The following is a 19,591-nucleotide window of genomic DNA, read 5'->3' on the forward strand; positions in this document are numbered from 1 at the left end:
GCGTCAACCTGGGGTCTCGCTGTTTCCATCGTAGGCCTGGGCGGCGGGCGCCTGCATCCTCGGCCCGCTTCAGTCCGGCGCGGGCAGCGCGGCCCCGACCGGCGGAGGCACATCGACGGTCCGGCCGAAGTAGTCGACGGATCCGGGGTCGATGCCGAACAGCTTTTGCAGGTCGAGGCCCTTGCCCGTGAGGGCGGCGCAGTCCGGGGCGAATCGTTCCACGTCACCGGGGGAACTGATGGAGGGCAGCTCGCCTCCGGCGAGGCAGGGGTCGAGGGTCAGGCCGGACGGCTGTCCGTCGACGCGTTCCTGACCGGTCGCCGTCCGCCAGGTGCCGAGTCCGGTATAGGCGTGATCACCCCACTGCAAGGTCCACTGCCCTTGCGGTGCACGGTAGTTGTTGCCCTGCATGACGACGTTCTTGGCGGTGAGGCCCCGGTCCACCAGGGCCAGCGGGGAGCCGTCCGTGACGAAGTTGTTGTTGCGGACGGTGACGCCCGTCTGGCCGTCCATCAGCCGCAGGGCGGGGCCGCTCTTCCCGTTCTCCAGGGCGGTCATGACCACGGTGTTCTGGTCGATCCGCAGGTTCCGCACGTCGTGGCCGTAGACGGCGAGTCCGCCGAAGCGCGGCAGCTTGCGGCCGTCGTCGGCGGTGATGTTGTAGCGGAACGTGTTGTCGGTGTGCGCGCCGTTCGCCTTCCTGGTGTAGGCGTAGAAGCCCGGGCCGTCGTTGTGGAACGCCAGGTTGTACTGGATGGCCGAGTCCGAGACGTTCTCGTCGAATCCGAACCCGGCGCCGTCGACGTCGGAGCCCGTGTGGTTGCGGTAGGCGGTGTTGTGCTCCAGGAGCACGTCCTTGGCGTCGTAGGCCCAGATGCCCACCGGCCCCGAAGGCGCCTCGGCGGCCGACCTGCTCCCGTTGTCGTGCGCGCTGGAGCCGCGCACCGTGGCGTGGCGCACGGCGCCCAGGATGATGCCGTCACCGGTGTGACGGTCGACCGCCTTGGGATCGCCTGTATTTCGGTGGGCTTCGACGTCGGAGATGTCGATGTTCTCGTGTGCGTAGGCCGGTTGAGCGGGGGAGAGCTGGGGCCCGTACGTCAGGAGACCGGCGTCCTTGTTGCCGTGCAGCTTCGCCTGACGGATCGTCACGTTCTTGAATCCGTTGCCCTTCTCGACGCCGCCGACCGCGATGCCCACCTGGAACCCGGAGACGGTGACGCCAGAGACGGAGACCCGGTCCAGCTTTGTGCCGTCCGGGCGGTCGGCGTAGAGGTTGATGCCGCCGTCGCGGGCGTAGGCGGCGCGGTCCCCGGTGACGTCGAGATCGCGGATCTCCACGCCCGCGGTGTTGTGCACGGAGATGCCGGGGGACCCCTCGGCCTCGACCGTCGCCCGGCCCTCGCCGTACGACCCGACCACCACGGGCCGGTTCGCACGGCCCGCCTCGGTGCCGTTGAGGGTGATCGTGCCGGTGAACCGGGCGCCGCCCTCCAGGAGCAGCCGGTCGCCGGGTTCGAGCGACACGCGTTCGGCACGGGCGAGGGAACGCCAGGCCTGGCCGGGCGAGGAACCGTCGTTCTGATCATCGCCCCGTGCGCTGACGTAGTACGTGCTGTTCTTGGTCTCGGGCGCGTAGTGAGGTGTGGCCGCGCAGCCGCTCGCGCCGATCAGCACGATCGCGGCGGTGAGGACACCAGGGGCGGTGCGGCGCCCGACGACGGTTTCGGCGGCTTTTCCGCGCATGGGGATCAGGCCTCCACCGGGACCCGCGCGAGCGGCGGCCCGGAGCGCGTGGCGAACCATGCCACCGTGCGCCGCAGGCCCTCTTCGAGGGGGATGCGGGGCGTCCAGCCGAGCTGTTCCACGGCCCGGTTGATCACCGGGCGGCGGCGGGACGGATCGTCGACGGGCAGCGGGCGGTAGGCGATCCGCGAGGGCGATCCGGTGCTGCGCAGGACGAGTTCCGCGAGCTCACGGACGGTGCACTCGCTGGGGTTGCCCAGGTTCACCGGTCCGCCGCTGTCGCTGTCGAGCATCGCGAGCAGGCCACGGACGAGGTCGTCGACGTAGCAGAAGCTGCGGGTCTGGCTGCCGTCGCCGTAGAGGGTCAGCGGCCTGCCCGCCAGGGCCTGGCGGACGAAGGTGGAGACCACGCGTCCGTCGTGCGGCCGCATCCGCGGACCGTACGTATTGAAGATCCTTACGATGCCCACGTCGACGCCGGTGCTGCGCCGGTACGCCATGGCGAGCGCCTCCGCGAACCGCTTGGCCTCGTCGTAGACGCTGCGCGGGCCGACCGGATTGACGTGGCCCCAGTATCCCTCGGGCTGGGGGTGGACCTCAGGGTCGCCGTAGACCTCGCTGGTGGAGGTGAGAAGGAAACGGGCGCCGTGCCGCTGGGCCAGGCGCAGGGCGTTCTCGGTGCCGCGGCTGCCGACGGCCAGGGTCTCCAGGGCGAGGCGGTGGTAGTCCGGCGGTGACGCGGGGCTCGCGAGGTGGGCGACGGCGTCCACGGGACCCGGCACGTCGAGCGGCTCCGTCACGTCGGCGCGGATCAGCTGGAAGCCGGGCGCGCCGCGCAGGTGGGCGACGTTCTCCGGTTCACCGGTGCAGAAGTTGTCCAGGCAGCAGACCGTGTCTCCTCTGCGCAGCAGGGCCTCGCACAGATGGGATCCCACGAATCCGCCGCCGCCCGTCACCACGACCCTCATGACGCACCTCCGGTGAGCGCCGCCACCTTGGACTCCGCAGGGGCGACCGGGGAGAGCCGCGGGCGGCCCGGGGCGTGCACGGACCAGCCGGCTGCCGACCAGGGGCGCGGGTCGAGGCTGTTGCGGGCGTCCAGGAGGACGGCGGAGTGCACGAGCGCGGCGAGAGCGGCGGGGTCGATGTCCTGGTACTGCGGCCAGTTGGTGAGATGCAGGACCAGGTCGGCGTCCTCACACGTCTTGTCGATGTCCAGGGCGTAGGAGAGCTCCGGATGGATGCCGCGCGCGTTGTCGATGGCCTCCGGGTCGTGCACGCGGACCGTGGCACCTTGCTGGTGCAGGGCCGCCGCCACGACCAGGGCGGGCGAGTCGCGGACGTCGTCGCTGCCCGGCTTGAACGCCGCACCCAGCACGGCGATCCTGCGCCCGGTGGACGAGCCGCCCAGGAGCCGGCGTGCCCGGTCGACGGTGCGGAGGCGCTGACGGGTGTTGATCCGGTCGACTTCGTGCAGGAACACCACCGCCTCACCGGCGCCGATCTCTTCGGCGCGGGCGGCGAAGGCCCGGATGTCCTTGGGGAAGCAGCTGCCGCCGAAGCCGAGCCCCGGTTCGAGGAAGCGGGGGCCGATCCGCGAGTCCGCGCCGATGGCCCCGGCCAGGACCGATGCGTCGGCGCCCGCGGCGTCGCACACCTCGGCCATGGCGTTGATAAAAGAGATCTTGGTGGCGAGGAAGGAGTTCGCCGCCACCTTGACCAGCTCCGCCGTCGCCGGGTCGGTGCTGAAGAACGGCACCCCGGCGGCGATCATCGGCGTATAGATCGCCCGCAGCACGGCTTCGGCGTGCTGCGACGTCACGCCCACGACGAGCCGCTCGGGCCGCATGGTGTCCTGGACCGCGGATCCCTCGCGCAGGAACTCGGGGTTCCAGGCGACCTCCGTGTCCGGGGCCATCTCGGCGAGGCGCTCGGCGACCCTGGCCGCCGTGCCCACCGGGACCGTCGACTTGCCGACGATCAGACTGCCGGGCCGCAGGTGCGGGGCCAGACCGTCCACGACGGCGTCCACGTACCGCAGGTCGGCGGCTTTGCTGTCAGGTCGCTGGGGGGTGCCCACGCACATGAAGTGCGTTCTGGCGAACGCGGCACCATCGGCGAGCGAGGTGGAGAAGCGCAGCCTGCCCGACGCGACGGTCCTGGCGAGCAGTTCGTCCAGGCCGCTCTCGTGGATGGGCGCCCGTCCCGCCGACAGGGATGCGATCCGTTCGGCATCGATGTCGATGCCGAGGACCTGGTGGCCGATGTCGGCCATGCACGCGGCGTGCACCGTTCCCAAGTACCCGGTGCCGATCACTGTCATCCGCATGACGTCGCTCCTTACGAGTCGTGCCTCAAGGGGCCTGTTGTTTGCCGTTCCGGTGCCGGCCGGAGCCGGCGTAGCCATGGGGGTTGAGCTGCTGGAAGCGCCATGCGTCCCGGCACATGTCGTGCAGGTCCCGGGTGGCGCGCCAGCCCCAGGCACGCGCCACCGCGCTCGCGTCGGCGACGAGTTCGGTCACGTCGCCGGGGCGGCGCGGCATGATCTCGTACGGGATCGTCCTGCCGCAGGCCGCGCCGAACGCGGAGATGACGTCGAGGACCGAACGGCCCGCGCCCACCCCGAGGTTGAACACCCGCAGGCCCGGCCCGTCGGCGAGATGGTCCAGGGCGATGCGGTGGGCCTCTGCGGTGTCCACGACGTGGAGGTAGTCGCGGATCGCGGTGCCGTCGGGCGTGGCGTAGTCGTCGCCGAAGACGGGGAGCCGCTCGCGCCGCCCGACGGCGACCTGCGCCACGTACGGCATCAGATTGTCGGGGACCCCGCCAGGGTCCTCGCCGAGGAGCCCGCTGGGGTGGGCGCCGACGGGGTTGAAGTAGCGAAGGGCGAGCACGGTGAACTCCGGGCGGCGGGCGCACACATCTGCGAGCACCTGCTCGCAGATCCACTTGGAAGCGGCGTACGGATTGGTGGGCCTGGCGGGGGTCGACTCGTCGAGCGGCCCGCGCCCGGCGTCGCCGTAGATGGAACAGGAGGAGGAGAACACCAGCTGGTGCACGCCGTGTTCGTGCATGACCCGCAGCAGCGCTGTCGTGCCGCCGACGTTGGTGTCGTAGTACTCGATGGGCATCCGTGTCGACTCGCCCACGGCCTTGTGCGCGGCAAAGTGCACGACGGCGTCCACGGAGTGGCGGTCGAAGACGGCCGACAGGGCGCGCCGATCACGGATGTCCAGCTCATAGACGGCGCCGACGAAGCGGTCGGTGATCCGCTCCACTCGTGCGAAGACCTGCGGGGTGCTGTGGGAATAGTCGTCGATCGCGATCAACTCGTAACCGTGGTCGAGGAGTTCGACGCATGTGTGGCTTCCGATGAAGCCCGCGCCGCCGGTGACGAGGATGGTGGAGGGTTCGCTCATGGCCGTTCACCAGCTCAGGACGGCGGCGGCGTACGCCGGGTAGAAGACGGTGGCGGTGGCGACCGGCAGTGACACCAGAAGGCCGAGGGCGAGTGGTAGCCGCGCGGTGGACAGCGCCTGGGTGAAGGGGACGTCCGTGGCCCGTGCCGCTTCCCGCACATGGAGCAGGGGGACGGCGAGGGCGACGGCAGCATAGGTCGCGGCGGCGAGGAGGCAGAGGAAGACATAGCCGACCGAGGGACTTGTCAGCTCACCCACCAGGGCGATCGAGGACAGGGCGGTGGCCGGCGCGACGAAGGGCAGGGTGAGTCGAGCGGGCAGCGGCCGCGATCCGCCGGTGTCCTTGGGCGTGACCTTGAAGGTGACAGGGCGCGGGCGCAGCTTCTGCCCGATGGCGCCGAAGAGGCCCAGGATGACGTACGGCCAGCGCGCGAGCGCGAACAGCCACGTCTCCCAGCTGATCAGCGGGGCGGTGCGCGGGCGCAGCATCCCGCGGCGGCGCATCAGGTACAGGGTCAGGAGCAGCCACACGGGCATGGCCCAGAAGTGGATCAGGAAGTCGAAGTAGTTGACGTTCATCCACGGCAGTCCGGTGAGGACGGCGATCGGCGGGAGCGTGAGTCCCGCGGTGATCATCAGGCCGAGGAGCGGGTAGTAGGCGAGGGCGTACGAGAAGCGAAGCCGCAGCACGAGGGGCAGCCGCCGCAGATGTCGCGGCAGTAGACCCAGGAGCATGGTGGTCAGGCTCCGCGACCACTGGTACTCCTGCGTGATCATGTCGGCGAAGGTGAGAGGACCGTCCCCGTGCGCCTCGGCGTCGATGGCGAACGCACCGTGCCAGCCCGCCGAGTTGAGCAGATACGTGGTGGAGAAGTCCTCGGCGAGCTCGGGGCCCAGGCCGCCGATGTCCCGCAGCGCGCGGGTGCGCACGGCGTAGTGGGAGCCGATGCACATCGGCGCGAGCCCGTCGCTGTGCCCCAGCTGCACCGCCCCGTGCCAGACGGCCTCGCGGTGCAGGCGCCCCCGGGCCGCCCACGACACCGCGCCGTTGGCGTCGCACATGCTGGGAGCCGCCACGTAGCCGATGGCGGGGTCGTCGAAGGGGCGGACCATCTCGGCGAGGTAGGTCGCGGCGGGCACGTGGTCGCAGTCGAGCTGCGCGACCACGTCGTAGCGGCGGTAGCCCCAGTTGTCGTAGAAGTAGGCGAGATTGCCTTCCTTGCAGCGAGTGCGGCGCGGCCAGTCACCGCGGTGGTACGGAATCACGCCGCGGCGGCAGGACATCCGCACCCGGTGCGTGCGGCACCAGGCGATGACCTCCTCGGTCGGGTCCTCGTCACACAGCCACACGTCGTAGGGGTGCGGGTAGTCCTGGGCCAGCATCGCCGCGAGCGTCTGCCGGGCGGTGGGCCACGGCTCGGAGGGGGCGCGGGTCACGGCGAAGGCGACCGGAAGCGGGGGGACCGGCAGCTGCGGGTCAACGCGGCGCAGGCGCAGGGCGGTGACGAAGAAGTAGCAGGGCAGGCCGGTGAGGTAGAGCAGCAGGGCGCTGTTGACGACCAGGCCCGCCCAGCCGACGCGGTGCTCCGGCTGCAGCCACCAGGTCCAGAACCACAGGAAGCTCAGCGCCCAGCTCACGGCGATCACCATCAGGGCGGCCCGGTCGCGCCGGGGGAGTGCGGGCACGAAGGTCGTCGGCCGGACGGTGCGCACCGGGAGCGGATGTCCGAAGACGGGGCCGCCGGCGGTGACGCGGACGACGTTGCCGTTCGACATCCGCGCGAGCTCCAGCTCCACCTGGACCAGATCCGCCGACATCGGCTCGCTGTGCGTCATGGTGCGACGCTCCTGAGGGGTCAGACGCTGTACGCTGACTTCGTACGTTTACGTCGTATATGTACGACTTTGCACCCGATACTCCCCGAGGTCAAGGGGCCAGAGAGGCGGAGGCGGCGGACATGCCGAAAGGGAGAGAGGCGGGCGGGAACGAGGGGCGCCGGGCCAGCGATCGGGGGCGCTACGGACGCCTCAGCCGGGAGCGAGTTCTGGCCGCAGCCTTGGATGTCGTCGACCGCGACGGGCTCTCCGGCCTGAGCATGCGCAAGCTCGGCGCGGAACTGGGCGTGGAGGCGATGGCCCTGTACCGGTACGCGTCCAGCAAGGGGGCTCTCCTCGACGGCCTGGTCGAGGCGTTCTGCCAGGAGTTGGAGAGTGATCTGGCCGCGAAGCCCGAAGCCGACGACTGGCGGGGCGAGTTGCACCGCATCGCGCTCGCCACCTACCGCGTCGCCCTGCGGCACCCGAACATGGTCCCGCTGCTCGCCACCCGCCAGCTGTCCACCCCGCTGGCCCGCCGGCCCGCGGCCGTGCTGCGCAGCGACGAGCGCCTCCTGGCCCTGCTCCACGACGCCGGTCTCGGCGACCGCCGCATGGTGCAGGTCCACCGGGCGTTCACGGCGTGGCTGCTCGGCTACCTCCTCGTCGAACTGCGGGCCATGGACGACGAACCCGGCGAACCGGACCCGGCCTTCCGGCTCGGCCTGCACCGCATGCCCGTGCAGGAGTTCCCGCGGCTCCGGGCCACCGCCATTTCTCTGGACGTGCAGGGCGGAACGGAGCAACTCGCCGCAGGGCTCGATGCGTTGCTCGGATCATGACGCGGTCGACATCGCTGCGCAGCACCCCGAGGTTCCGGATCAGACCACGCGCGGTGGCCTGGCGAAGGCTGCCTCAACGGCAGATCGCCGGGCCTGCGCTACGTCGGCTGGTTGAGTTCGGTCAGCGCCGCGCCGGTCATGGCGGCGACGCCTTGGTCGAGGACCGTGGGGTCGGGGGTGAAGTGCGGGCTGTGGGCGCTGGGCACCTGCGCGAACTTCTCCAGCGGGGACGCACCAGGAGCCGCGTCCCACACTGCGGCCGTGGTGGAGGGCAGGAACCAGTAGTGGTAAGGAATTGACGTGCCGTCGGGGCGGACGGCGAGTTCAGAGAAGTCTTCGCTGCCCATGGCCGGTCCGGGGTCGATGATGTGCGCGGCGCCGAACATCTCTCGGTGTGTTTGCGCGATGCGGCGGGCCGTGTCGGTGTCGTTGACCGTCGCAGGTATGGACTTCACGATGCGGATCTCCGGCTCGGCGAGGGTGCCCGCCGCCGCGCACTCACCGGTCACGATGCGACGGATGGCCGTCACGATTTGATCCTGGAGCTCGCCCGAGGTGGAGCGCACGGTCAGCCCTAGCTCCGCTTTCGCGGGGATGACGTTGCTGGCCGTGCCCGCCTGGAACCGTCCCACGGTGACGACGGCGCTCTGGCGCGGGGCGATCTCGCGCGCGACGATCGACTGCACCCGGCCGACTACGGCGGCGCCGATGACGATGGGGTCGATGGTGGTGTCGGGGCGTGACCCGTGGCCGCCGCGTCCGTGAATGACGATGTCGATGGAGGTCGAGGCCGCCAGTACCGGGCCTTCGACATGGGCCACCAGGCCCACCGGTCCGGCGCTGACGTGCTGGGCGAGCAGTACGTCTGGGCGAGGGAACCGCTCCAGCAGACCGTCCGCGCGCATCGCGAGGGCTCCGGTCCCGGTCTCTTCGGCCGGCTGAAGTACGAAGACGACCGTCCCGCTCCAGTGACGGCGCCCGCGCGCGAGGGCTTGGGCGGCGCCCACCAGCATCGCGGTGTGCATATCGTGGCCACACGCGTGCATGACCCCGTCGACGCGGGACGCATATGCCAGTCCGGTCGACTCCTGGACAGGCAGCGCGTCCATGTCCGCGCGGATCAGTACGGTCCGGCCGGGACCGTTCTCCAGCACTCCGATCACCCCGGTCCCGCCGACGTTCTCCGTCACGTCGATACCGAAGGACCGCAGCTCCTTCGCGGCGCGGGCGGCAGTGGTGTATTCGGCGTGCGCGAGCTCGGGGTGGCGGTGCAGATCCTCATAGAGCGCGCGGATGGCGTGGCGGTCGTGGTCTGCGGCGAGGGTATGTGCCGTCGCGTCCACAGAGGTTGTCAGGGTCATGGTGGGGCTCTCCTGTCCGGTTGCAGGCTCAGTTCTCGAGGGTGTTCTTGTAGAGCGAGCCGTCCTTGATGACCACGGAGATGTTCGCGGCATCCCCCAGCTTGTGGATGTCGGCGAGTGGGTCGCAGGACGCGATGACGACGTCGGCGCGCTTGCCGGTCTCGAGGGAGCCGATGTCGGCTGTCAGGCCGAGGAGTTGGGCGGCCACCGACGTGCCCGCGAGGATCGCGTTCATGGGCGACATGCCGCAGTCGACGAGGTGCCCCAGTTCCCGCAGGTTGTTGCCGTGGGCGGAGATGCCGCAGTCCGTGCCCATCGCGATCTTCACGCCGCGCTCGATGGCGCGCGGAATCCCGGCGAGCGCGCGCGCCTGCCACTGCTCCTTCTTGGCCACGGTCCACGCGGGGGTGACGGCCGGGTCGAAGCTTGTGGTGGCGGTGGACAGGGTCGGTACGAGGAAGGTGCCCAGGGCGAGCATGAGGTCGATGATCTCGTCGTCGATCTCGTAGCCGTGCTCGATGCTGTCGACCCCGGCGCGCAACGCGTTGAGGATCCCGCCGCGCCCCTGTGCGTGGGCGGCGACCCGCTTGCCGCGGTGGCCGCGTGCCACCTCGACGACGGTGCGGATCTCCGCCTCGGTGAAGCCTTCGTCGTCCGGCTGGTCGGTGGGACTGCCTACGCCGCCCGAGGCCGCGATCTTGATCAGGTCGGCGCCTTGCCTCAGCAGGTTCCTGGCCTCGCGTGCGCATTGCGCGGTGCCGTCGGCGAGGCGGCTGACCGAGGGCTCGGTGGGGCCGTTGTCCGTGGGCATACGGAAGTCGCCATGGCCGCCGGTGGGCGACATCATCGCCACGGCGACGAGCAGGCGCGGTCCGGAGACCAGACCGCGGTCAACTGCCTGTTTGAAGCCGGCGTCGAGCCCTGCAAGGTCGCGTGCGGTGGTGACCCCGGACAGCAGGGTGTCTCGCAGACGAGGTGTGGTCAGGTGGGTGCGCAGGGAGGCGGGCATCGCGGCAAGCTGGACGCGGCTCATTTCGCCGCCGGGCGCCGCGAGGTGTACGTGGCAGTCGATGAAGCCGGGCAGGATGGTGCCACCTCGGGCATCGATCGCACGGGCCCCCTGTGGTGCCGGAGGCTCAGCGGCGGCGGGACCGGCCCAGGTGATGCGGCCGTCGACGATGTGGACCGCTCCGTCGGCGACGGGGGTGGCGCCGGTGCCGTCGATGAGGGGGCCGTTGCGGACGATGAGGGCGCTGGATGTGGAGTCGTTCATGCTGGCGGTATTTCCTTCATTTTGTGGTGCTGAGAGGGGGGCCGAGGTCAGGGGAGCCTTCCCGCGACATCTCGAGGAGGGCGGCGCTGTCACGTGCGTAGGGCCGGTACAAGGCTGCCGAGGCAAGGCCGTTGAAGGCTGTCAGCAGCACCGTCACGATGAGCAATGCGTTCTGCAGACCGAGGGCATCGCCCAGGAAGCCGGTCAGGAGCGCGTAGCCGGCGTACGCGAAGGCTTCGACGGTCGAGACCGACACGGCGAAGGCGAGGGCCCGCAGCTCGGGACGGACCACGGCCATGATCAGCGGCCGGTTGACGACGGGGACCTGTCCTTGCAGGAAGCCGAGGAAGGCGAAGACCAGGACGAAGAACCCGATGCTGTGCCAGGCCGCCTGGATACAGATCAGCGCGACACCCGCGAAGGCCAGCTGGCTGATCTGGAGCATGACGACCCGGCCGCTCAGCGGCCGCAGCTGATGCAGACGGTCGTTGACGCGTCCGCCCACGAGAGTTCCGCCCAGATACCCGAGCGAGAACGGGAGCGCGACGACCGACGCGGTGGCCGTCGAGAAGCCGCGCTCCTCGACCAGGAAGACCACGCCGAAACTCATCATGACGTTCTGGCCCGAACACAGCCGTTGCAAGAGGATGAGCCGGAAGGTCTGGATACCGGCCAGTTCCCGCAGTCCGCTGCGCACGGTGCGGGCCTTGTCCTCGATGGCCACCGCCGCGGTGAGCTGCTGTGGTGCGGCCGGCCGCGGGTCGTCCAGGAACACCAGGATGAGCACGCCCACGATCAGGCACATCACGCCCGAGGCCAGATAGCCGTACCGCCATCCGTTCTCCAGACCGGAGAGGCGGCCGAACAGCGGCGCGCTCACCCCTGCGATGAGGGCGACGCCGCCATACAGCAGGCCCGTCACCCGGCCACGGCGGTTGTCCTCGTAGAGGTCGCCGAGAATTTCCAGGGCGATGGGTCCGGCCCCGGCGAATCCGGCGGCCGCGATGCCGTAGAGCACCACGAACTGCGTGAAGTCGCCTGCCATGGCGGCCAGGATGATCCAGATGCCCCAGAAGCCGGAGCATACGGCCAGCACGACCTTGCGCCGGAACTTGCGGGCCAGCAGCACCCACGGGATGCCCGCGAACATCCCCACCACCTTGGCCACGGCCACCAGGGTGCCGAGCGCCGATGAGGTGAGGCCCATCGCGTCGCGCATGAGGGGGAAGAGGACGGTGGTCACGCTGCTTTCGGCGTTGTCCATCGCCGTGGACGCCGTCAGGAGCGTCAGGTTCTTTCCGCGGGGGCCGCGTGCTGTATCCGCTGTCATGAGGTCCCTCTCAATGAGTGCGGCCGCTACCGGCTGGGGCGGGCGTCCGACAGGACGGCGCGTGCGTAGATGGCACCGATGTCATGGGTATGGGGCGGCAGTTCCTCCGCGAGCGGGGACAGGTCCGACAGGTCCGTACAGCCGATGACGAACGCATCGCCTGCCGAGGAGGCCCAGGACGCGCCGACGACCGACCGGAACAGCTCGCGCGCCGCGACGACCTGCCCTGACTTGACCAGGTCCACGCACCCTTGGATACGTTCCTGATCTCCAGGGCCGGGAAGGACGGGATCGAGGCCCTCAGCGGTCAGCGCACGGTGCAGGTGTCCCACCCGGCGCGTGCCGTCGGTCACGGCAAGTGCCGGGCGGCGCACACCAGCGGCGTGCAGCCGGCTGCTGAGGGCGGTGAGCATGTCGACGACGGGGATGTCGACTGCCGTCGCGATCTCGTACCGGTAGGTCTGCGAGGTGAGCGAGGGCAGGGCGATCAGCTCGGCCCCCGCCGCCTGGAGACGACGGGCCACCTTCCGCAGTGCCGGAACCGGGCTCGGCCCGCCGCGCAGGAGGTGGTCGAGGCGGCTGGGAACGGCCGGGCTCGACAGCAGAATCACCTCGGGGTGCGCGTCGTCCGAGTCCGCGTCCGTGAGTTCGACCAGGCGGGAGTAGAAGCGGGCGCAGGCCAACGGCCCGAGGCCGCCGATCACGCCGATGGGTTTCCAGCGGGTCACGGCGGGCGGGCGCGCCGGTTCAGCCGAGGAATGCCAGGCCATGGGCTATGCCGTTGCGCTGGATCTCGGATGTGCCGGTCAGGATGCGGAACATACGGATCTTGCGGAAGAGGAACTCGATCTCGTTGCCCTGCGTCAGGCCCTCCTTGCCGTGGATCTGGACGGCCTCGTCGAGGATGCGGAAGGCGGACTCGGCGACGAAGAGCTTGCACATGAAGGCCTCGGTGCGCACGTCCTCGCCGCGGTCGAGCGCCGCGAGGGCCGCGTACGTCATGGAGCGCGCCGCGTAGAACTCCGTGGCCATGTCGGCGACCTTGTGCTGGATGGCCTGAAGGGCGAGCAGGGGCTGTCCGCCCGCGACTTTGCGGTGCCGGGTGCGGTCCAGGGTGAGGTCGATTGCGCGGCGGGCGGCGCCCAGGGCGGTGGGGCAGTGCAGCAGCCGGTTGGTGGTGACGCGGCCGAGCGCGATGCGCATGCCCTTGCCCTCCTCGCCCAGGAGGTTGGCGGCGGGGACGTGGCAGTCGTCCAGGACGATGTCGCTCTCGATGTGTTCGCCGGACATCGGGGTCGCGCCGTCCTCGACGCGGCAGCCGGGGCTGTCGAGGTCGACGAGGAAGGCGGAGAACCGCGGCTTGTCGCCCGCCTGTTCACCGGTCCCCGCCATGCGGGCCACCACGATGGCGAAGTCCGCGAACGGCCCGGCCGATGAGAACACCTTGTGCCCGGTGAGCCGGTAGCCGTCGCCGTCGCGGACGGCTGTCGTACGCATGGAGCGCACGTCGGAGCCCGCGTCGGTCTCGGTGAGCGAGAAGCAACAGGCGCGCTCGCCGCGGATCACGGGCAGGAAGTAGGTGGTCAGTTGGTGGTCGGTGGCGTGCTTGAGGATGTCGCCCGCGCGCAGCGGGCCGCCCATGTCGCCGAGCACGCTGTGGCCGAGGACCCGGCCGCTCGCACCGATCTCCTCCTTGAGCGCGGCGAGTTCGGTGTACGTGAGCTCTTGGCCGCCGTGCTCCTTGGCGAGGTGGATGCCGTAGAAGCCGAGTTCGCGGCTGCGCTGCCAGACGGGTTCGAGGTCGGCGCGGGTAAGGCGGGTGGCCGGGGTGATGCCTCGTTCGTGTTCGTAGTCGGCCAGCTCGCCGTCCAGGTACGTGCGCAGCTGGTCGACGAGGTCGGCCAGGCGCGGGTCCTGGTAGGTGGGGCGCAGGGAAAAGGTCATGGTTTCTCTCCTCGTTCCGGGGCGGGGGGTCAGTTGACGCGTCGGGTGGCGTCGGCCCAGAACGGTTCGCGCACGGCCTTGCGGTCGAGCTTTCCGTTGCGGTTGTGAGGCAGTTCGTCGGTGAAGTCGACCGAGCGGGGCTTCTTGAGGCGGTCCAGGCGCTCGGCGCAGAACTCGATCAGCTCGGCCTCGGTGGCCGCGCCCTGCTCGCGCGGCACGATCACGGCTTTTACCGCTTCGCCCCACTGCTCGTCGGGCACACCGACGACGCAGGCTTCCCGCACGGCCGGGTGTTCGTAGAGGGCGGCCTCGACCTCGGTGCAGTAGATGTTGAAGCCCCCCGAGATGATCATGTCTTTCATGCGGTCGACGAGGAACAGGAAACCGTCCTCGCGCATCCACGCCAGGTCACCGGTGTGCACCCAGCCGTCGCGGAAGGTCGCAGCGGACAGCTCCGGGTCCTGCCAGTACTCCCGTACGCAGTCGGGGCCGCGCACGATGACCTCGCCGACCTCGCGCGGCGCGCGCTCATGGCCGTCCTCGTCCACGACGCGGATCTCGGTGTCGTACGAAGCGCGGCCGCACGACTGCAGCAGCTCCGGGTCGTCGGCGACGGCGCGTGCGATGTCCTGGCTCGTAAGACCGGCGACGACGCTGGTGGTCTCCCCGAGCCCGTACCCCTGGGCGACCACAGGACCGAACAGTGCCACGGCATCGCGCAGCCGCTGCGGCGAGATGGGCGCTCCGCCTATCCGGACGCTGGTGAGGCTGGACAAGTCCCGCCCTGCCACGCCCGGTTGGGCAAGCACCATGTTGAGCATGGCGGGCACCAGGAACGTGGTGGTGATCCGTTCCTTCTCCACTGTGTCCAGGAACGCCTCGGCGCTCCAGGTCGGCAGGATGTGCGTGGTGGAGCCGCCGAACACACCGGCGAGCAGGCCCATGCCGGTGGCGTGGGTGATGGGGCCGCAGGCGAGGTAGCGGGTACCGGGTCCTGGCCTCGACTCGTCGCTCATCAGCAGCTTGCGCATGTTGGCAAGGCGGTTGCCGAAGGTCTGCACGGCGGCCTTGAGCGCACCGGTCGAGCCCGAGGTGAAGTTCAGAACGCACGGATCGTCCTCACCGACCTCGACGGCGACCGGGGCATCGCCTCCCTCGGCGAGCAGCCCGGTGTAGGACAGGCTCGCCGTACCGGCATCCGGTGCGCCGTCGAGCTCTACGGGCAAGCAGTCCGTGCCCGCCTCGGCGATCGCAGCGAGGGCGTCCTCCCGATGCGCGGCATCGAAGATCAGGACACGTACCGGGGCGTAGCGAAGGACATGGGCGATCTCCCCGCGCCCCAGCCGGGCGTTGATCGGCGCGCGCATCAAACCGGCCTTGTAGAGCGCGAACTCGACCTCCACCAGCTCACCGCGGTTCCAGGCCAACGAGGCGACGGCGTCACCGGGGCGCAGCCCGCGGGCAAGGAGCGCGGACGCCAGGCGATGGGCGGCCTCACCGAGCTGCGCATAGGTCCAGGACCGCTTCCCGCAGACGAGCGCCTCCTGGCCCGGCCAGTAGCGGGCACTGCGGGCGAGATAGATGCCGAGGTTCATGGACGTTCTCCAGAAGCCGAGCAGGGTGCATGCCCCTGATGTGAGGCATGATGAACATTTAGAGACAGCTTGTTCAGTAAGCGATCGCCTGTCAAGACTGAAGTAGACTCAAGAGCTCAAGACGGACAGCAGGAGACTCGAGGGGGCTGCATGGCCGAGGACCGGCGCACACGGAGAACACGCCGGAACCTGAGCGACGCATTGGTGGCTCTGGTTCTTGAGCGCGGGTTCAGTTCGCTGACCGTGGAAGACATCACCGAGCGTGCCGACGTGGGCCGCGCCACCTTCTACAGTCACTTCCGCGACCGGGAGGACCTGTTCGCCCGGGTCACCGCCGACCTGCTGGAGGAACTCACCGAGCGGCTGCGGCCCGTCGTCTCCGACAGCTACGTCGGCTTCACCGGCAAACCCGTCCTGGAAATGCTCCGCCACGCCCGCGAGCGGCGCGACGTCTACCGGATCGTGCTGCGCGGCGAAGGCGACGGAAAGCCGCTCCAGACCTTCACGGACGCCCTGGCCCGCGCCACGGCCGATGAATTCCGCGACCGGGCCGAGCGCAACGAGGTCACGCCCCGCATCGACCCCGACCTGCTCGCCCGTGTCTGGGTAGGAGAACAGGTCGCCGTACTGCGGTGGTGGACGGAACAGGAGGTACCGCCCCTGCCGGTCGAGGAAGTGGTGCGGATGCTGCTCGACCTGGGACTCCACGGCCGCTATTGGGCCACTGGATTCAACGCGCCGGTCTGATCAAGGGGCGACCAGACCGGTCAGGCCAATCGGGCAAGTAGTTGAGGGGCGGTCGTCGGCGCATGTCGCGCCAGCTGCGGGAAGCGGTGAACAAAAAGCGATCCATAGGCCCCTGGCGCACACCGAGGACGAGGACGAGCGATTCACCGCGGACGCCGCCCGGCCAGGCCAACCGACGAGTCGGCCACCAGGTCGCCCAACGCGTCTCGCCCCAGGAGAAGATCAACGCGATCCATACCCTGGAGAGAGTGAGGCAGACAGCCGCAGTCCCGGCCGCGGCTGCTCTACGGTGCGACAGGTCCAGGTGTCTCGTCCGATGGGGAGGAGGCGGGTGAAGGTGACGTGCTGCTGCTCGGCCTTGCGGGTGGGGGAGTGTCGGCGGGGGCTGATGGGTCGTCCCGAGAGAGGAGCCGTGGCAGCACGAGGAGGACTGCTGCCAGGGCTGCGGTCAGAAGGACTACCGCGGCCTTGCGCAGTGCGGGGTGGATGACCATCCGCGCGCGGGCTCCGGGGTCGGCGATGTGGTCGAGCGCGTTGCCGTGTCGTCGGGAGAGGGCTGCGAAGGCTTCCTGGACGACGTCCTCGGCTGTGGGGATGTCGTCGACCAGGAGGACGGCCAGGCGCACGAGGTCGAGCCTGCGGTGGCGGTACAGCATGTCGATTTCTTCCGACGCTGTGCCGGACAGCCGGCCCAGGCGGAAACGGCAGCCATCAGCGCCTTTTCCCCACGGGCGGGGTGGTGACGTCCTGACGCTGTGTGTGTCGGCCGACATCCGGTCTGGGGCGCCGTGGGGACGTCGGGCGGATGCCGCCACGGAGGGTTTCCCCCGCAGGCTATTTCTGGCATATGCGTCAACCTAGGGCGTGAATCGAGCGGTTCAGGGCTTTCAAGGGGGGCGCCCTCTACTGGGAAGGACGTGCGGGGCGCCGACAGGTTGCAGTTCACCGCGCGGTGCGGGTGTGCGGCTGTGGCGTGGCCCGCCCGTCTCCCGCTTCCGGAACATTGATCGTCGCGGCCTGCAACCTCGGGCAGGTCCGCACGTCTGTCAAGGCGTAAGGCATGTTCCGATCCGGTGCGGACGTGCGTGTCCGGCATGCGCAGGACACGTCGCCGTCGGATGTGAGACCTGAGGAAGACTGTGCTGAAAGTCAGAGCTGCCGCCGCCGCGTTGGTGTGCCTGGGCCTGGTGTCGGGCTGCGCGAGCCCGGCCGGCGGGTCCGGGCATGACCCGAAAGCGGAAGCTGCGACGTCCGCCGCGCCGACGCCCTCCGGGCCACGGAGCAGTGCTCCCGCGGCACCGCCGGATCATGAGCCGGTCTCGTACGAGCCGAGCTCTCCCGACCGCACGGTGCGCACGGCGCGGGGGCATCGCGTCAACACGTGCGTGCCCAAGGATCTGAGGAGCAAAGCCACCACGCTGACGACCAGCGACGGGGTGCATCTGTCGGCGCTGGTCCTGGGGGATGGGCCCGACGGTGTTCTTCTGGATCACGAGCAGGGCTACAGCATCTGCTCGTTCGTCGACATCGGACGGCAGCTGGCGAAGCGTGGCTATCACGTGGTGATCCCCGAGTACCGCAATCACGGTGCGTCCCAGAAAACGGCCGTCAACGAGCACATTGACCGAGATGCCCGTGCCGGACTGGCGGAACTGCGACGTGTCGGCGCGAAGAGGGTGTTCCTGGCGGGGGCGTCGTGCGGGGGGACGACGGCAGCGGTCGCCGGGGTTGACACGCCCTTGCGGGTGACGGGCCTGTTGATGATGTCCTCGCCTGCCCGGTGCATCGGGGCGGACGCCGTGGCGGCGGTGAGGAAGCTGAGCGTTCCGACGCTTCTCGTGGTGTCGCCCGGCGACATGGAGGGCGCGGTGGAGAAGCAGGTTCGTGAGGTCTATGCGGCCTCCGTCTCCCGCAAGAAGGAACTGGTCATCGACAAGAGCGGTTTCCACGGAACGGACATGATCAGGCGAGCAGGTGCTTCAGGGGTCACGTTGCAGGACCGGGTCATCCAGTTCGTGGTGGACTCCTACGCCGCCGCCCGCTGAGGACGGCCTTCACCTTCACCCCGGGCAACAGCCACGAGCGGGACCGGACGGTCCGCGCCGGCCCCTGTACTCACCGAGAGAGACATGATGAAGCGACACAAACGCACGAGGACTTCGGCTCGTCTGCTGGGCCTGTCGGCGGCGGTGCTGTCCGCCGCGGCGGCAGCCTTCACGTATACGGCCGCAACCGGTGCCGCGGCACCGACCGAGGCGACGGGACGGAACGCGGGACCTTCGTCCGGGGTCACCAGGACGGTTCGCTACGACCTGGGCAATGAGGCCTGGCGCCTGCCACAGACCGGTCAACCGGGCGAGCTGACCGGGGTGGTGCACTACCCCGCCGACCTGAGCACGGGACGGCATCCACTGATCGTGATGCTGCACGGCTTGCACGACACCTGCGCCGACCGGAAGGCAGACGCAGCCCGCACAGCTGCCGAGCACGATGGTGACGACGCCGCGTATGAAGCTGCCAATGCCAAGCTGTCCGCCTGGCCGTGCGCGTCGGGAACACCCGCACTGCCCAGCGAGCGCGGATACGACTACCTGGGCCGCAGGTTGGCCGCCCAGGGATTTGTCGTGGTCTCGGTCGGCGCCAACGGCATCAACGCCTCCTCCGTGTGGGGTGATGACAATGCTGCCGCGCGCGCGGATCTCATCAACCGGCATCTGCGCATGTGGCAGGAGCTCAGCTCCAAGGGCAAGGGTGAGCTCGCTGGGAAGTTCGCCGACCCGGCGACCGGAGCGGCGCGACGCGTCGGCTTCGCCCACCACGTGGACATGGCCAACGTGGGGATCATGGGGCATTCCAGGGCAGGTGCCGGGGTCACCTGGCAGGCGGCCGACAGGCATCGAGGGCAGTGGCCCAAGGGTGTAGAGGTCAAGGCGGTGGCCGCTGTGGCGCCCGCCTACAACGTGATGACGGAGGACATGTCCAACTACACGATCACCAAGACCCCCTTCGCCACCTTCCGGGGAACATGCGACGGACAGGTTGGCGGTGAGGCACTCTCGTTCGCGGCCGACGCGGCCAAGGGGAACCGGAGCGGCTTCTATCGGTTCGCGATCCACGGGGCGAACCACAACTACTTCAACACGCAGTGGTCGCCTCAGAGCCGTCAGGTCGCGGCCTCCGACGACGCCACGCCGGTGGAAGGACACCCAGGGCTGTGCACTGACCGTGAGGGTGCGGCGCCGGCCAAGCAGCTGACCGAGCCGCAGCAGCGCCATGTCGCCACCACGTACCTCGGTGCCTTCTTCCGCCGCTACCTCCTCGGCGACACCGGGCAGGACCAGGTACTGACGGGGGTGCGGCATCCCGACGCGGCCATCACGGATGTGGACGTCACCACCGCTGCTCCCTGAACGGCAGCCGTCTGCGTAAAGGGTTCTCCGTTCGCACGCCGCCGGTCCGCAGGACATTTCCTCGCCTCGTGTACGGGGCGGCAACCACGTAAGTGTCCGAACTCCGGTG

17 protein-coding genes are annotated in these 19,591 nt (G+C 69.7%); 5 read left to right on the forward strand and 12 right to left on the reverse strand.

Features of this window, described 5'->3' with window-relative positions; all coding sequences use genetic code 11:
• Positions 1-69 precede the first annotated feature (69 nt).
• Genes ACFQ7F_RS00450 through ACFQ7F_RS00470 form a run of 5 tightly spaced genes read right to left on the reverse strand, consistent with a single transcriptional unit; the run spans position 70 to position 7,001 of the window.
• Positions 70-1,746 (reverse strand): right-handed parallel beta-helix repeat-containing protein, encoded by a 1,677-nt coding sequence (locus ACFQ7F_RS00450; RefSeq protein WP_383263841.1) that lies wholly within the window; start codon positions 1,744-1,746, stop codon positions 70-72.
• A 5-nt stretch (positions 1,747-1,751) separates the two neighbouring features.
• Entirely contained in the window at positions 1,752-2,714 is a 963-nt protein-coding gene (locus tag ACFQ7F_RS00455; protein WP_383263844.1) for a UDP-glucuronic acid decarboxylase family protein, read from the reverse strand.
• On the reverse strand, positions 2,711-4,075 hold the full coding sequence (locus ACFQ7F_RS00460; RefSeq protein WP_383263847.1) for a UDP-glucose dehydrogenase family protein: 1,365 nt from the start codon (positions 4,073-4,075) through the stop codon (positions 2,711-2,713). The genes ACFQ7F_RS00455 and ACFQ7F_RS00460 overlap by 4 nt, the downstream gene beginning before the upstream one ends.
• Before the next feature lie 25 nt (positions 4,076-4,100).
• On the reverse strand, positions 4,101-5,165 hold the full coding sequence (gene galE / locus ACFQ7F_RS00465; RefSeq protein WP_383263850.1) for a UDP-glucose 4-epimerase GalE: 1,065 nt from the start codon (positions 5,163-5,165) through the stop codon (positions 4,101-4,103).
• A 6-nt stretch (positions 5,166-5,171) separates the two neighbouring features.
• On the reverse strand, positions 5,172-7,001 hold the full coding sequence (locus tag ACFQ7F_RS00470) for a glycosyltransferase family 2 protein (protein ID WP_383263853.1): 1,830 nt from the start codon (positions 6,999-7,001) through the stop codon (positions 5,172-5,174).
• A 122-nt stretch (positions 7,002-7,123) separates the two neighbouring features.
• Here ACFQ7F_RS00470 and ACFQ7F_RS00475 point away from each other — a divergent pair, with 122 nt between their 5' ends.
• Positions 7,124-7,822, forward strand: coding sequence for a TetR/AcrR family transcriptional regulator (locus tag ACFQ7F_RS00475; protein ID WP_383263856.1), 699 nt, complete (start codon positions 7,124-7,126; stop codon positions 7,820-7,822).
• 98 nt (positions 7,823-7,920) lie between these two features.
• Here ACFQ7F_RS00475 and ACFQ7F_RS00480 read toward each other — a convergent pair whose 3' ends face one another.
• The 6 genes from ACFQ7F_RS00480 to ACFQ7F_RS00505 are packed head-to-tail and all read right to left on the reverse strand — an operon-like array spanning position 7,921 to position 15,325.
• Positions 7,921-9,183, reverse strand: coding sequence for an amidohydrolase (locus ACFQ7F_RS00480; protein ID WP_383263858.1), 1,263 nt, complete (start codon positions 9,181-9,183; stop codon positions 7,921-7,923).
• A 28-nt stretch (positions 9,184-9,211) separates the two neighbouring features.
• Positions 9,212-10,456: an amidohydrolase family protein gene (locus ACFQ7F_RS00485; RefSeq protein WP_383263861.1), complete on the reverse strand. Its 1,245-nt coding sequence runs from the start codon at positions 10,454-10,456 to the stop codon at positions 9,212-9,214.
• A 16-nt stretch (positions 10,457-10,472) separates the two neighbouring features.
• The gene (locus ACFQ7F_RS00490; protein WP_383263864.1) at positions 10,473-11,786 is read right to left on the reverse strand and encodes an MFS transporter; all 1,314 of its coding nucleotides are present in this window, start codon (positions 11,784-11,786) and stop codon (positions 10,473-10,475) included.
• Positions 11,787-11,812: 26 nt separating this feature from the next.
• Positions 11,813-12,556: an aspartate/glutamate racemase family protein gene (locus ACFQ7F_RS00495; protein WP_383263867.1), complete on the reverse strand. Its 744-nt coding sequence runs from the start codon at positions 12,554-12,556 to the stop codon at positions 11,813-11,815.
• Positions 12,534-13,730 (reverse strand): acyl-CoA dehydrogenase family protein, encoded by a 1,197-nt coding sequence (locus tag ACFQ7F_RS00500; protein WP_383263870.1) that lies wholly within the window; start codon positions 13,728-13,730, stop codon positions 12,534-12,536. Before ACFQ7F_RS00500 ends, ACFQ7F_RS00495 begins: the two co-directional genes overlap by 23 nt.
• Positions 13,731-13,759: 29 nt before the next feature.
• Positions 13,760-15,325 (reverse strand): class I adenylate-forming enzyme family protein, encoded by a 1,566-nt coding sequence (locus ACFQ7F_RS00505; RefSeq protein WP_383263872.1) that lies wholly within the window; start codon positions 15,323-15,325, stop codon positions 13,760-13,762.
• Between the two features lie 150 nt (positions 15,326-15,475).
• Between ACFQ7F_RS00505 and ACFQ7F_RS00510 the strand changes: the two genes are divergently transcribed.
• Both ACFQ7F_RS00510 and ACFQ7F_RS00515 read left to right on the forward strand, forming a co-directional pair.
• Complete coding sequence (locus ACFQ7F_RS00510; protein WP_383263875.1) at positions 15,476-16,072, forward strand: TetR/AcrR family transcriptional regulator; 597 nt, start codon at positions 15,476-15,478, stop codon at positions 16,070-16,072.
• Between the two features lie 62 nt (positions 16,073-16,134).
• Positions 16,135-16,407, forward strand: a complete 273-nt coding sequence (locus ACFQ7F_RS00515; protein ID WP_383263878.1) for a DUF6192 family protein — start codon at positions 16,135-16,137, stop codon at positions 16,405-16,407.
• Here the strand turns inward: ACFQ7F_RS00515 and ACFQ7F_RS00520 are convergent.
• Positions 16,357-16,728, reverse strand: coding sequence for a hypothetical protein (locus tag ACFQ7F_RS00520; RefSeq protein WP_383263881.1), 372 nt, complete (start codon positions 16,726-16,728; stop codon positions 16,357-16,359). The genes ACFQ7F_RS00515 and ACFQ7F_RS00520 overlap by 51 nt on opposite strands.
• 693 nt (positions 16,729-17,421) lie before the next feature.
• On the opposite strand from ACFQ7F_RS00520, the gene ACFQ7F_RS00525 reads away from it, so the two are divergent.
• Positions 17,422-18,117, forward strand: coding sequence for an alpha/beta hydrolase (locus tag ACFQ7F_RS00525; RefSeq protein ID WP_383263884.1), 696 nt, complete (start codon positions 17,422-17,424; stop codon positions 18,115-18,117).
• A gap of 84 nt (positions 18,118-18,201) precedes the next feature.
• The gene (locus ACFQ7F_RS00530) at positions 18,202-19,482 is read left to right on the forward strand and encodes an alpha/beta hydrolase (protein ID WP_383263887.1); all 1,281 of its coding nucleotides are present in this window, start codon (positions 18,202-18,204) and stop codon (positions 19,480-19,482) included.
• The last annotated feature ends 109 nt before the right edge of the window (positions 19,483-19,591 follow it).

It is taken from the genome of Streptomyces sp. NPDC056486 (genome assembly GCF_042795295.1).
Lineage (GTDB): Bacteria > Actinomycetota > Actinomycetes > Streptomycetales > Streptomycetaceae > Streptomyces.

Bases quoted from the DNA above. Each gene is read 5' to 3' on its own strand.
- ACFQ7F_RS00450 (WP_383263841.1), bottom strand. From the start codon at position 1,746: ATGCGCGGAAAAGCCGCCGAAACCGTCGTCGGGCGCCGCACCGCCCCT.
- ACFQ7F_RS00455 (WP_383263844.1), bottom strand. From the start codon at position 2,714: ATGAGGGTCGTGGTGACGGGCGGCGGCGGATTCGTGGGATCCCATCTG.
- ACFQ7F_RS00460 (WP_383263847.1), bottom strand. From the start codon at position 4,075: ATGCGGATGACAGTGATCGGCACCGGGTACTTGGGAACGGTGCACGCC.
- galE (WP_383263850.1), bottom strand. From the start codon at position 5,165: ATGAGCGAACCCTCCACCATCCTCGTCACCGGCGGCGCGGGCTTCATC.
- ACFQ7F_RS00470 (WP_383263853.1), bottom strand. From the start codon at position 7,001: ATGACGCACAGCGAGCCGATGTCGGCGGATCTGGTCCAGGTGGAGCTG.
- ACFQ7F_RS00475 (WP_383263856.1), top strand. From the start codon at position 7,124: ATGCCGAAAGGGAGAGAGGCGGGCGGGAACGAGGGGCGCCGGGCCAGC.
- ACFQ7F_RS00480 (WP_383263858.1), bottom strand. From the start codon at position 9,183: ATGACCCTGACAACCTCTGTGGACGCGACGGCACATACCCTCGCCGCA.
- ACFQ7F_RS00485 (WP_383263861.1), bottom strand. From the start codon at position 10,456: ATGAACGACTCCACATCCAGCGCCCTCATCGTCCGCAACGGCCCCCTC.
- ACFQ7F_RS00490 (WP_383263864.1), bottom strand. From the start codon at position 11,786: ATGACAGCGGATACAGCACGCGGCCCCCGCGGAAAGAACCTGACGCTC.
- ACFQ7F_RS00495 (WP_383263867.1), bottom strand. From the start codon at position 12,556: ATGGCCTGGCATTCCTCGGCTGAACCGGCGCGCCCGCCCGCCGTGACC.
- ACFQ7F_RS00500 (WP_383263870.1), bottom strand. From the start codon at position 13,730: ATGACCTTTTCCCTGCGCCCCACCTACCAGGACCCGCGCCTGGCCGAC.
- ACFQ7F_RS00505 (WP_383263872.1), bottom strand. From the start codon at position 15,325: ATGAACCTCGGCATCTATCTCGCCCGCAGTGCCCGCTACTGGCCGGGC.
- ACFQ7F_RS00510 (WP_383263875.1), top strand. From the start codon at position 15,476: ATGGCCGAGGACCGGCGCACACGGAGAACACGCCGGAACCTGAGCGAC.
- ACFQ7F_RS00515 (WP_383263878.1), top strand. From the start codon at position 16,135: ATGTCGCGCCAGCTGCGGGAAGCGGTGAACAAAAAGCGATCCATAGGC.
- ACFQ7F_RS00520 (WP_383263881.1), bottom strand. From the start codon at position 16,728: ATGCTGTACCGCCACCGCAGGCTCGACCTCGTGCGCCTGGCCGTCCTC.
- ACFQ7F_RS00530 (WP_383263887.1), top strand. From the start codon at position 18,202: ATGATGAAGCGACACAAACGCACGAGGACTTCGGCTCGTCTGCTGGGC.